Annotated in this window: 6 protein-coding genes and 1 pseudogene; all 7 read left to right on the top strand. The window is 66.7% G+C overall.

Going from position 1 to position 12,972, the window contains the following annotated elements:
* Window positions 1-44: 44 nt before the first annotated feature.
* The 7 genes and pseudogenes from CK206_RS10050 (at window position 45) to CK206_RS10020 (ending at window position 12,943) form a co-directional block, all read left to right on the top strand.
* On the top strand, window positions 45-2,018 hold the full coding sequence (locus CK206_RS10050; protein WP_096906301.1) for a DNA-binding protein: 1,974 nt from the start codon (window positions 45-47) through the stop codon (window positions 2,016-2,018).
* The gene (locus CK206_RS10045) at window positions 2,018-3,625 is read left to right on the top strand and encodes a class I SAM-dependent DNA methyltransferase (RefSeq protein WP_096906300.1); all 1,608 of its coding nucleotides are present in this window, start codon (window positions 2,018-2,020) and stop codon (window positions 3,623-3,625) included. Before CK206_RS10050 ends, CK206_RS10045 begins: the two co-directional genes overlap by 1 nt.
* The gene (locus CK206_RS10040; RefSeq protein ID WP_096906299.1) at window positions 3,622-4,851 is read left to right on the top strand and encodes a restriction endonuclease subunit S; all 1,230 of its coding nucleotides are present in this window, start codon (window positions 3,622-3,624) and stop codon (window positions 4,849-4,851) included. The genes CK206_RS10045 and CK206_RS10040 overlap by 4 nt, the downstream gene beginning before the upstream one ends.
* Window positions 4,852-4,940: 89 nt before the next feature.
* On the top strand, window positions 4,941-6,590 hold the full coding sequence (locus tag CK206_RS10035) for an RNA-binding domain-containing protein (RefSeq protein WP_096906298.1): 1,650 nt from the start codon (window positions 4,941-4,943) through the stop codon (window positions 6,588-6,590).
* Window positions 6,591-7,015: 425 nt separating this feature from the next.
* Window positions 7,016-10,231: a type I restriction endonuclease subunit R gene (locus CK206_RS10030; protein WP_096906297.1), complete on the top strand. Its 3,216-nt coding sequence runs from the start codon at window positions 7,016-7,018 to the stop codon at window positions 10,229-10,231.
* A gap of 60 nt (window positions 10,232-10,291) precedes the next feature.
* Window positions 10,292-11,933 (top strand): annotated as a pseudogene (locus CK206_RS10025) (AMP-binding protein).
* Complete coding sequence (locus tag CK206_RS10020; RefSeq protein ID WP_096906296.1) at window positions 11,933-12,943, top strand: LLM class flavin-dependent oxidoreductase; 1,011 nt, start codon at window positions 11,933-11,935, stop codon at window positions 12,941-12,943. The pseudogene CK206_RS10025 and the gene CK206_RS10020 overlap by 1 nt, the downstream one beginning before the upstream one ends.
* Window positions 12,944-12,972: the final 29 nt, after the last annotated feature.

Genomic DNA, 12,972 nt, shown 5'->3' with positions numbered 1-12,972 from the left:
GTCGTCTACATCGCAGACCTGACGGACCGAACGGAGGTGACCCCGTGGAGACGCTGACCATGCAGCAGATCGCCGACCTCGCCGGTGTGAAACGCCCGGTCGTCTCGGTGTGGCGCTCCCGGTCAGCCGGATCGGAGCATCCCTTCCCTGCCCCGGTGGACCCGGCGCGGCTGGTGTTCTCCGCGAACGAGGTCGGCCGCTGGCTGCGCGTCACCGGCCGGGGGAACAATCCGGACGCGCACGAGGATGCGGCGCTGTTCTCGTCGCTGATGGACCGGGCGGCCTCGCAACTCGACGACGCCTCGGCGCTACTCCTGCTCCACGCGCTGTCCGGTGCGCCACTGGCTGACCAGAGCCGCGACGACCTTGCGACGCTTCCGGTGGGGCACGCAGTCGAGTCGGTTCTGTCCGTGGCGCAGGCGGATAGGGCACTGCGTGACAGCGACCTGGTCGCGTGCGTCGATCGCCTTGCCGAAGCCGGCATCACTGCGACACGGGTTCTCGAACGGTTGGCGCAGCGTCAGGAGGCCAAGGACGCGCCGCTCGCCTCGGAATCGCTCACCAGCACGGGCGACGCGCTGGCGTGTGAGGTGGTCGCGGCGCTGGCCGACGACTCCGAGAGGGCACTCGTGCCGTGGGGTCCGGGCGGGCTGCGTCTGCTCGCGAGCGTGGTGGCCAGGTCTTCGGAGTCGGATCGGCCGCGCGTCGTTGCGCCGGATGACCCGGCCGGGCCGGTGGATCGACTGCTCTGGCGGTACCTCGCCGCACTCGGCACTCGCCTGGAATCGGCGACGGCCGGTTCGGCCACCCTTCTCGTCGGGCAGTGGGCGGCAATTCCCCGGGACCGGACTGAGAGCTTCTTCGACACGATCGACAACGTGGTGCTGGGCCTGGAGCCGGGCAGCGCTGCGGTGGTGTTCGCTCCCGCCCCGCTGCTGGTCGACGAGTTGCCGGGGACGGACCATCGGCGGCGGATCCTGAGCGGGACAGGCGGCGACTATGTGGCGCCCCTGCGCTACGTCGCTCGCCTGCCGCGGGGATTGTGCCGGTTCGGTGGTCGTCGTCGGATGGCGCTGTGGGTGCTGGGGGAGTCAGGCGACACTGCCGGTGCGCGGAGTTTCACGACATTCGGGGAGCACTCGGCCCATGCGCTCGATATGCGGGAGAACCGTGCACTCGCCTCTGACGCTGTCGCGGCTCTCCGCGGAGGTGTCGCACGGCGGAGTCACGCGTTCCTGCGCAGCGAACACCGACTCACCGAGGCGGCGGTGGCCAGATCCGCGCTCGCGCTGCCGGTCACCACCGACGTCGCGGAGGACGGCGGTGATGCGCTGGCCCGCCTGTGGGAGAAGCGCGACGCGTCGGCGTCCGGGGTGCTCGACGGGGTCGAGGTGGTGGCGGCCGGATCTGCGGCTGATCACTCCCTGCCGTGGAGAGCGGCGACCACGGGTAAGCACCGGCCGGCCCGGGTGATCACGGGCGTGCGCATCCCCGCGGAGGTGTTCGCGGCGGGTCCGGGCGGCATCGGGGTGATCGGCCCGGACGAGGTGCGTGGACAGTGCGCGATCGGGTCGAGGTCGGTCGGTCTGGTGGAGTTGGTCCGGCGCGCGCCTCGGTTCCGGCTCTCGGAGCCGGGCGACGTGGTGTTTACGACGACGAGGGGGCCGGCCGCGATCATCGACACAGTCGGCGGCAATGCCGTTCAGGCGCCAGCCCGGATCCTGCGGTGTCTGGAACCGGTCGAGGGATCGCGACGTATTCTTCCCGAGCTCGCGGTTCGAGATATTTCGGCTGCGCGGGGATCGGATTGCCGTTCCTGGCGGCTGCGCACCGTCGTCGTCGACGCCTGTAGCCCTTGGCGCACGGTGGCGGCACGGGCCGCCGAGCATCGGGCACGACTCTTGGCCGAATTGAGTGCGCTCGACGCGCTCACCACAGAACTTTCCGACGGACTCGCGGCGGGCACGCTGCGCCTAGACCACGACTATTCAGATCAGAATTACGAGGAGAACGCCTGATGGCGAAAGTGTTGGTTCCGATGCCCATGGAGGCATCGACGCCCAAGGAGCTCAAGGACACGCTGTGGAAAGCGGCGGACAAGCTCCGCGGGTCCATGGATGCGTCGCAGTACAAGGACGTTGTGCTGGGGTTGGTGTTTCTCAAGTACGTCTCGGACGCGTTCTCCGAGCGGCGCGACGCGATCCGCGAGGAGCTCTCCGGTGAGGACGAGTCCTATGTCGCGGAAACGCTCGAGGACGGCGATGAGTACCTGGGTTCGGGCGTGTTCTGGGTGCCCGCCGAGGCCCGCTGGGAGTACCTCTCGCGGCATGCCAAGGGCATCCCGGCGTCGTCGACCAACGACGCGCAGTCGATCGGTGAGCTGATCGACGCCGCGATGCGCGCGTTGATGCAGGCCAACGAGTCGTTGGTGGGCACGCTGCCGGTGTTGTTCGGTCGCGACAATGTCGAGCAGCGTCGACTGGGTGAGCTGGTGGACCTGTTCAACGCGGCGCGCTTCACCGGCGGTGGCGCTTCCAAGGCGCGGGATCTGCTCGGGGAGGTCTACGAGTACTTTCTGGACAAGTTCGCCAAGGCAGAGGGCAAGCGCGGCGGCGAGTTCTACACCCCGCCCGTGGTGGTGCGGACGCTGGTGGAGATCCTCGAGCCGCACTCGGGGCGGGTGTACGACCCGTGCTGCGGGTCGGGCGGCATGTTCGTGCAGACGGAGAAGTTCCTCGAGGGGCACAAGGAGGATCCGACCAACGTCGCGGTGTACGGGCAGGAGCTCAACGAGCGCACGTGGCGGATGGCCAAGATGAACCTGGCGATCCACGGGATCGATTCACAGGGCCTCGGCTCGCGGTGGGGTGACACTTTCGCACGCGATATCCACCCGGATATGCAGGCCGACTACGTGATGGCCAACCCGCCGTTCAACATCAAGGACTGGGCACGTCGCGAGGACGATCCGCGCTGGGTCTACGGGGTGCCGCCCAAGCGCAACGCCAACTACGCGTGGATGCAGCACATCCTGTCCAAGCTGGCGCCGAACGGCGAGGCCGGCGTGGTGATGGCCAACGGGACCATGACCACCTCGACCAGCGGCGAGGGCGACATCCGCAAGGCGATGGTCGAGGGCGACGTGGTGCAGTGCATCGTCGCCCTGCCGGGGCAGTTGTTCCGGGCGACGGGCATCCCGGTGTGCGTGTGGTTCTTCGCGAAGAACAAGGCCGCCGGCAAGGGCGGTTCGGTGGATCGTCGGGGGCAGGTGCTGTTCATCGACGCCCGCGAGCTCGGCCACATGATCGACCGCGTGGAGCGCACGTTGAGCGAGGAGGATCTGCAGCGCATCGCCGAGACGTTCCGCTCCTGGCGAGGCCGCCCGTCGGCCGAGGGCGAGTACGAGGACGTGCCCGGCTTCTGCAAATCGGCCACGCTCGAGGAGATCAAGGCCGCCGGCTACGCGCTGACCCCGGGCCGCTACGTGGGCGTGCCCGAGGCGGAGGAGGACGACGAGCCGATCGACGAGAAGATCGCGCGGCTCACCGGCGAGCTGACCGCCGCGCTCGATGAGTCGGCCCGGCTCGATGCCGTGGTTCGAGAGCAGCTGGGGAGGCTCGCGTGAGGACGACGATTGGGGCCCTGGCCGACGACGGGGTGCTTGAATTTAGCGATGGCTACCGCACCCGCAAGGACCAACTCGCTGATGAGGGATATCGAATCCTCCGAGTGGCGGATGTACATGACGGCTGGGTTGGAAGCAATGGGAAAGACTTCGTTGCAACGGACAACGCAAAGAAGATCGGTCAGAAATTCGCTAGGCAAGGCGATCTGCTCCTGACGACCAAAGGGACGATCGGACGAATAGCTATAGTCCCAGAACTCCACGACGAACTACTCGTTTATAGCCCACAGCTGTGCTATTTCCGGGTAAGAGACTTGGGCACCGTTGACCCTCGGTACCTTCGCTACTGGTTTGCATCAACAAAGGCGAAACACCAGATTCATTCGATGTCTTCTAGCACGGACATGGCGCCGTACTTAAGCCTGAGAGACATTCGGTCACTCAGGGTGGATCTGCCGGGGGTCTGCCAGCAGCGAGCAATCGGCGAGGTTCTCGGCGCGATTGACGACAAGATCGCCGCAATCAACTCCGTGTCGATAAGAGCAGGTGACTATGCAGCTGGCCTGTTCGAAGGCTTTGCGCGCCTTGCAAACGGTGTTCCCGAGGCCCTGGGAAAGTACACGACCATGGTAAAGGGCGCCTCGTATAAGAGCGCGGACCTTGCGCCGTCGGACGCCGCTTTGCTTACCCTGAAGTGCTTCAGCAGGGACGGATCCTACAACCCAGCTGGTCTCAAGTCTTACGCAGGTCCTTACCGTGACGATCAGGTGGTGTCGTCTGGGGATGTGATTGTCGCACACACCGACTTAACGCAGGACGCAGTTGTTGTGGGGCAGGCTGTTGCTGCGCGTTCCGATTCGAGATTCAAGAAGCTGGTTGCCTCTTTGGACACCGCGATAGTGCGGGCGAATCCGGGGATCAATGCGGAGTATTTACTTTGGCTACTGAAAGACGATCGGTTCCGGCGTCACTGCAGAGGCTACTTGAACGGCACTACAGTCTTGCACTTGCATTCAAGCGCCGTCCCCTCTTATCAAGTGCTCTTGCCGGATCTTGCGGATCAAGAAAAGTTCGGTGCAATCGTGCGTCCGCTGCTTACGCTCCAGGAGGTTGCCCAGAGGGAGAACGACAGTTTGAAGCGCACTCGTGACGAGTTGCTACCGCTACTCATGAATGGCCGGATCTCAGTGAAGGACGCCGAGCGCTCTGTCGAGGACGTCCTCTGAGTGCCAGCCCAAAGGAGTTCAGAATTGCTAAATCGGCGAAGGCTGCGTCGCCCCTCGCAAGTGTCGGTATCGCCTGCGATGATCCACCTATGAACGCCAGCGACCTCACCCCGCTCCTCGATCGGCTGATCGCCGATTGGGAGAACGAGGTGGTCGAGTTCAAACGCGGTCGTGACGGCTTCAGCTCCAGCGACATCGGCAAGTATTTTTCGGCACTGGCCAACGAGGCGAACCTCCGCGATGACGACGCCGGGTGGCTGGTGTTCGGAGTCGATGACAAGCTCCGCGAAGTCGTGGGCACTACCTATGGTCAATACGCAGACCGCCTGAACGCACTCAAGCTGGAGATCAATCAGAACACCGACCCCCGAGTAGCGTTTCGCGATATTCACGAGCTCGACCATGTGGCCGGCCGCGTGGTGCTCTTCGAGATCCCGCCAGCGCCCCGAGGCCTGCCGATCGCTTGGAAAGGGCAATGCTGGGCGCGGGCCGGGGAAAGTCTCGTTCCCCTGGGCTTGGACAAGCTGGATCAGATTCGCAACCAGACCATCGGAGGCGACTGGACGGCCACGATCATCCCTCACGCAACACTCGAGGACCTGGATCCCGAAGCCGTTGCTCAGGCGCGAAAGGGGTTCACTGAAAGATATCCGCGACTGGCCGACGAAGTGGCGCGCTGGGACGATGCCACCTTCTTGGAGAAGGTTCGGTTGACGCTTGGGGGCAAGGTCACCCGCGCTGCCATCGTACTGCTCGGTAAGTTCACCTCGGCGCACCTGATCAGCCCGCACATGGCCGAGATCACGTGGAAATTGACCGGTGAACAACAGGCGTTCGAACACTTCAGTACGCCGTTCCTGCTTTCCGCTGACGATCTGATCAGTCGTGTCCGCAATGTCCAGATCCGGTTCAATGACCCGAACAGAGCCGTCTACCGCGAGATCTCGAAGTACGACGAGGGAAGTCTTCACGAGGCTCTGTACAACTGCATCGCGCACCAGGACTACCGCCAGCACTCACGAATCGTCCTCGTCGAACGTCCGGATCGGGTCGAGTTCCTCAGCGTCGGTGACTTTGTCGACCGCACCCCTGATGACTACATGTTGAGCGACACAGTGCCTCGTCGGTACCGCAACCCGCTCCTGGTGACCGCGATGACTGAACTCAACCTCGTTGACCACATGGGAAACGGGATTCACCGTATGGTCAGTCAGCAACGCAAGCGGTTCCTCCCGCTTCCCGACTACGATCTCACCGACCCCGGCGAGGTCAAGCTCACTGTCTATGGCGCGGTCATTGACGAGGCGTACACCAAGCTGCTCATGGCTCGCGAGGATTTGCCGCTCGAGGATGTGCTCGCTCTCGACCGGGTCCAGAAGGGTCTGCCGCTCTCGGCATCAGTAGCCCGCCGCCTCCGGAAGGCCGGACTGATCGAGGGACGACAACCTCACCTTCGTGTCGCACCGACCATTGCGCGAGTAACGGGAACGAAGGCTGCGTACATCCGAACCCGAGGCCAGGACGATGCGTTCTACTGCAAACAGATCAGCGACTACCTGGAGCAGTTCAGCTCGGCCAGTCGCTCCGACATCGACGAGTTGCTCATGAGCCAGCTCAGTGACGCGCTCAGTGACGAGCAGAAGCGAAACAAGATCGGCAACCTGCTCAGCAAACTGAGGAGGTTCGGCGAGATCCACAATGCAGGGAGCCGCACCCGGCCGCGCTGGGAGCTTTCATAAGTGAGGACCGACCCAATGAAGCTAGCCAAGAATCTAAGTAAGAAAGGTACGTCTCAGGACGTCGAAATAGCAGGTCAGCCCGGTTGCTCGCTTTCTTTAAGTCGTCCTCGGGTCGACGCTCCTAGCCAAGAAATCCGGTCCACATCGAGTGGGCACAGGCCGAGCGGTAGCAGCGTAGTAGCTGTTGCGAGGCGCGCCCCGTCACTGATCGTCACTGTAGGTCACTGTAGGTCACTGTGCAGTGACACCTACAGTGAGCGCAGTGACGCCTACAGTGATGGGCTCGTCGTAGGCCCATCTGCCCGACGTCCGTTGCTCAGCTGCAGCGCCGACGCTAACCTCGGGGCATACCACCTGCCCCCTCTGGGGGCAGGTTTTTTCGTGTCCGGCCACGCTTCCCGCCGCTCTGACGTGGAGGGGACACGATGACCACAGGCTGGTCCGAGGCCCAAGCCGAGCAGGGGATCCTCGACGCCCTCGCCGAGCGCGAATGGGAGCACCGCCCCGGGCCATCGCTCGCGCCCGGCTCGGGGGAGCGCGACTCGTGGCACGACATCGTCCTGCGGGGCACCCTCCTGCAGTCGCTGATCAACCTCAACCCGGACGTGCCCGAGGAATACCTCCAGCAGGCCATGGCCGAGGTGACCACTCCCAAGTCGCAGGACGCCGTCACTGAAAACCATCGGCTCCACCACATCCTGCTCGACGGCTACAAAGGTCTGACCTACATCGACGACGAGGGCCGCGAGGTCGCCCCGGTCATCCGCTTCCTGTCCGCTGACGCCTCGCGCAACCGGTACCACGCCGTGGATCAGGTCACGGTCCGCAGCCGCGAACACGAACGACGATTCGACGTGGTGGCCTACGTCAACGGACTGCCGCTCGCGATCTTTGAACTCAAGAAGCCGGGTGCCAAGAACGCCACCGCTGAGCTCGCGTACAACCAGCTGCGCACCTATCTCCACGAATTCCCCATGGCGTTCCGCTTCGCCGTTGTCGTCGTCGCCACCGACGACCTCTCCGCCCGCTACGGCACGCCGTTCACCCCGTGGAACCACTTCGCGCCCTGGAACGTCGATGACGACGGCCGCCGCATCGCCCCCTTCACCGCCCTCGAGGGCTCGGCCGAGCCCATCACCGAACTCGACCTCCTCATCGACGGCGTGTTCAACGTCGAACGATTCGGCCAACTCCACCGCGACTTCACCGCATTCGACGCCACCGAGTCCGGCCTGATCAAACGCATCGCCAAGCCCCACCAGTACTTCGCAGTGACCAAAGCCGTCGGTGCCACCGTGCGCGCCGTGGACTCCGACGGGCGGGCCGGCGTCGTGTGGCACACCCAGGGCTCCGGCAAGTCCATGGAGATGGAGCTCTACACCGCCAAGATCATGCGGCACCCGCGACTGGCCAACCCCACGGTCATCGTCATCACCGACCGCACCGAGCTGGACTCCCAGCTGTTCGACGGCTTCCAGATCTCCGACCTGCTCCCGGAGCAACCGGTGCAGGTCCGCACCCGCGACGATCTGCGGACGCAGCTGGCGGACCGCCGCTCGGGCGGCATCTACTTCACCACCCTGCAGAAGTTCGGTCTGAGCAGGGCGGAGCGCGATTCCGGAGCGACTCACCCGCTGCTCTCGGACCGGCGCAACATCGTCGTCATCGCCGATGAGGCCCATCGCAGTCACTACGACAACCTGGACGGCTACGCAGCGCACCTCAAGAGCGCGTTGCCGCACGCGACCCTCATCGCCTTCACCGGGACCCCCATCACCGAGGGCGAACGCGATACCCGCCGGGTCTTCGGCGCCGACATCGACGTCTACGACCTGCACCGGGCGGTGGAAGACGGCGCCACGGTCCCCGTGGTCTACGAACCAAGGCTGATCAGCCTGGCCCGCCTTCCCGGGGTGGACGACGAGTCGCTCGACGACGCCGCGGAGGAGGCACTGAGCGGCCTCGATGCCGCGGACGCCGAACGACTCCAGCGGGCGGTGGCCAAGCTCGACACCGTCTACGGCGCCCCCGAGCGCATCCGCACCCTGGCCGCCGATCTGGTGACCCACTGGGAAACCCGCCGCGACGCCATGCGGCCCTTCCTCGGTGTCCCGGGCAAGGCGATGATCGTCTGCGCCACCCGATCCATCGCCGCGAACCTGTACCAGGAGATCGTCGCCCTCCGCCCTGACTGGCACTCCGATGCCGACGACACGGGCAAGGTCAAGGTGGTCTACACCGCCGACCCGGGCGACGAGGAGCACGTCACCAGGCATCTCCGGCGTCCGAGTGCGATCGCCGCGGTGAAGCAGCGGGTGAAGAACCCCGACGACGAACTCGAGTTGATCATCGTCAAGGACATGATGCTCACCGGCTTCGACGCCCCGGCGCTGCACACGCTGTACGTGGACCGGCCGCTCAAGGGGGCGCTGCTCATGCAGACGCTCGCCCGCGTCAACCGCACCTTCCGCGGGAAGCAGGACGGACTGCTCGTGGGCTACGCGCCGCTCACCGACAACCTGTCCAAGGCATTGGAGGAGTTCACCCGCGAGGCCCCGGAGGGCGGCGACCGGCTCGTCGGCCGCACTTCCGAGGAGGCCGCGCAGATCGTGCTCGACCTGCTCGCAGGCGTGCGTGAGCTCATCGGCGACGAGTGGAAGGCGCAGTGGCACGCCAACGCCAAGACCGGCTGGCGTGATGCGCTCCTCACCGTGGTCACCCGCCTGCGGTCGCCGGGCACACCGGGAAACCGCGACGACGACGACCCGGACGCGCGCCCTCTCGCCGACCGCTTCCGCGACCTGTCATCCAAACTCGCGCGGGCGTGGGCCCTGGCGGCGGGTAACGACTCCCTCGAAACGGTCCGACCCGAGGTGCGGTTCGTCGAAGAGGTCCGCGTCTGGATGCTCAAGCTCGACGCGCAACAGAAGGTCGGCGCCGGAGAACTGGTCCCGGACGAGATCAAGCGCATTCTCGGTGAGCTGATCGTCGGCTCCGCCGCGAGCACGGGCGTCGTCGACATCTATCGCGAGGCCGGGCTGCCGCTTCCGCGCTTGGACACGCTCACCCCGCAGTGGGTCGAGGAGGCGCAGAAGCCGTCCAAGGCGCACCTGGCGATCGAGGCGCTCAAGGCGACGTTGCTGGAGGAGGCCGCGACGGTCACTCACGGCAACGAGGTGCGGCGCAGGCTGTTCTCCGAACGCGTCAACGAGCTCATGGTCAGGTACACCAACCAGCAGCTTACCGCCGCCGAGGTGATCGCCGAGCTCGTGGAGCTCGCCAAGGAGGTCAGCGCGGAGGCCGATCGCGGGCAGCGCTTCGAGCCGCCGCTGGAGAGCTATGAACTCGCGTTCTACGACGTGGTCGCGCTGAACGAGTCTGCCGTCGACGTCCTCGGCGACGACGTGCTGGCCGAGATCGCCCGCTCGATCGTCGCCACCATGCGTCGCGACATTCGCACCGACTGGACGGTTCGCGAAGACGTCAAAGCCAAGCTCCGCGCCTCGGTCAAGCGGACCCTGCGCAAGTACAAGTACCCACCGGACAAGCAGCCGGAGGCCATCCAGCAGGTCATGCAGCAGATGGAGGCGCTGGCGCCGCGCTACGCGGAGGAGTCGGAGGCAATCGCTGTGAGTTCCTGACGACCGTCAACCATGTGGCTATGATCCAGATCACACCGCCACCCGTGAAGGAATTCCCACATGGCCGACACCGTCCGTGAGCAACTCCGCCGCCACGCCGACTCCGATTCCGTCGCGATCCGCTACGACGACACCTCGATCACCTGGCGTGACTACCTGGCGGGCGCCGACGCCCGGGCCGGCGCCGTCACGGGGATGTTGGATCCCGCGCGGCCGCTCCACGTGGCCACGCTCCTGGAGAACACCCCGGAGATGCTCTTTGCGTTGGCGGCGGGCGCGGCGGGCGGGTACGTCACCGTCGGGCTCAACGCGACCCGCCGGGGGGAGGGGCTGGCCCGTGACATCCGCAAGGCGGAGTGCCAGGTCATCCTCACCGACTCCGAGCTTAAGCCGCTGCTGGACGGCCTCGACCTGGGCGAGGTCAGCGTGATCGACACCGATTCCGACGAGTGGGCGGCGCTGGTGGCGTCGTCGTCCGCCCCCCAGGACCCGCCGCCGGTGGAGGCCATGGACCCGTTCATGCTCATCTTCACCTCGGGCACGTCGGGTGATCCGAAGGCGGTGCAGGTCGGCAACTTCACGGTGACGATGTCCGGAGAGAACCTCGCGCCGTCGTTCGGTCTGACCTCCGAGGACGTGCTGTACCTGTCCATGCCGTTGTTCCACTCCAACGCCATCATGAGCGGCTTCTCCCCGGCGATCGCGGCGGGCGCCACCATGGCGCTGGCCCGCCGGTTCAGTGCGACCCGGTTCGGGGACGACATCCGCCGCTACGGCGTGACCTACATGAACTACGTGGGCAAGCCGCTGGCCTACATCCTCGACACCCCGCCCCGCCCCGACGACGCCCAGACCACGCTCCGCGCCGCGTTCGGCAACGAGGCCGCGGCCAAGGACATCCCCGCCTTCGCGCAGCGGTTCGGGTGCGAGGTCCGCGACGCCTACGGCTCCACCGAGCTCGCGGTGATCATCGTGCGGACCGAGAACTCGCCGCTGGCGTCGATCGGGGAACCGTTCCCGGGGGTCGCCGTGTACGACCCCGCGACCGGGGAGGAGTGTCCCCGCGCGGTGTTCGACGACGACGGCGCCGTGACCAACCTCGATGAGTGTGTGGGCGAACTCGTCAACACCGAGGGGGCGGGGTTCTTCGCCGGCTACTACAACGACGACACGTCGACCTCCGACCGCATGAGGGACGGGATGTACTGGTCGGGCGATCTGGCCTACCGCGACGCGGACGGCTTCGTCTACCTGGCCGGGCGCAGCGGGGACTGGCTGCGCGTCGACGGCGAGAACATGGCCACCGGCATCATCGAGGAGATCCTGCTGCGCAACCCGGCGGTCTCGCGGGTCGCCGTCTACGGTCTGCCCGATCCGCGCGGGGTGGGTGACCAGCTCGCCGCGGCGATCGTCCCCCGCCACGACTCGGAGTTGGAGCCGGCCGCGTTCGAGCAGTTCCTCGCCTCGCAGCCGGACCTGTCGCCCAAGGCGTGGCCGCGCTGGGTCCGGATCTCCGTGGACCTGCCCACCAGCGACCAACAAGATCCTCAAGCGGGAGCTCGTCAGGCAGGGCGTGGGGGCCGCCGGCGCGGACGACACAGGGTCTGACGGCACAGGGGCAGGCGCCGCGCCGGCGGACACCTGGTGGGAGCGCGACGAGCGGGGCACCGCGTACACCGAGCTGGCCGGGGCGCGGGTGTAGTGGTCTACGTCGTCACGCGGTTCGACTTCCGCGCGCCGGGCGCCGGGCCGGAGGAGCGCCGGGACCGCTACCGCGCGGCCCTCGACATGGCCCGCTACGCCGAGGAGACCGGCCACGACGCCGTCAACCTCTCCGAACACCACGCCTCGGAGGACGGCTATCTGCCGTCCCCGCTCATCGCGGCGTCGGCGGTCGCGGCCGTGACCAGCCGCGTCCCCATCACGGTGTGGGCGCTCATCGCGCCGCTGTACGACCCGGTCCGTCTCGCCGAGGACATCTCGGTCCTCGACCACCTCGCCTCGGGCCGGGTCAGCTTCACCTTCGGGCTCGGCTACCGCCCGGTCGAGTACGCGCTGCACTCACGCGACTGGAGAACCCGGGGCGCTCGTCTCGACGCCCAGCTGGAGACCATCCTGGCCGCCTGGCGGGGCGAGCCGGTCGGAGACGACCCGGCGGACGGCTCCCCGCGGTCCTCGCCCACCCCGCGGCCGTTCTCCGGCCCCCACCCCCTCATCTTCCTCGGCGGTGGCAGGGCGGCCGCCCGGCGGGCCGGGCGACTCGGCATGCACTTCCAGCCGCAGGTCGACGATCCCGAGCTCACCGCGCTGTACCGGGCGGAATGCCTCGCCCACGGGCATCGGCCCGGCCTCGTCGTCGAACCCGTTCCCGGCCCCGCGACGGTGTTCTGCGCCGAGGACCCCGACCGGTTCTGGGCGCGGTACGGCCACCACCTCCTCGCCGACGCCCTCGGGTACCGCGCCTGGCAGACCGGCGCCGGCGACGCCGGCGGCACCCGCAACTCCTTCGTGCACTCCGACGCCCGCACCGTCGACGAACTGCGCGACGAGGGTGTCTACGTGGTGGCGACCCCCGACCAGCTGGTACGACTCGTGCGTGCCGGCGACCTGGGGCTCATCACCAACCACCCACTGTGTGGCGGGATCCCGGTCGAGGCGGGCTGGGAGTCGCTCCGCCTGCTCGGCGAGCGGGTCCTACCCGAGGTCCGGTGAGGTGCCCGCCGCCCCCGTAGTCTCGGGCG

The organism is Dietzia sp. WMMA184 (assembly GCF_002441635.1).
Taxonomy (GTDB): domain Bacteria; phylum Actinomycetota; class Actinomycetes; order Mycobacteriales; family Mycobacteriaceae; genus Dietzia; species Dietzia kunjamensis.
Note: the sequence above shows the minus strand (reverse complement) of the source record. Positions and strands in the feature narration are given on the sequence as shown.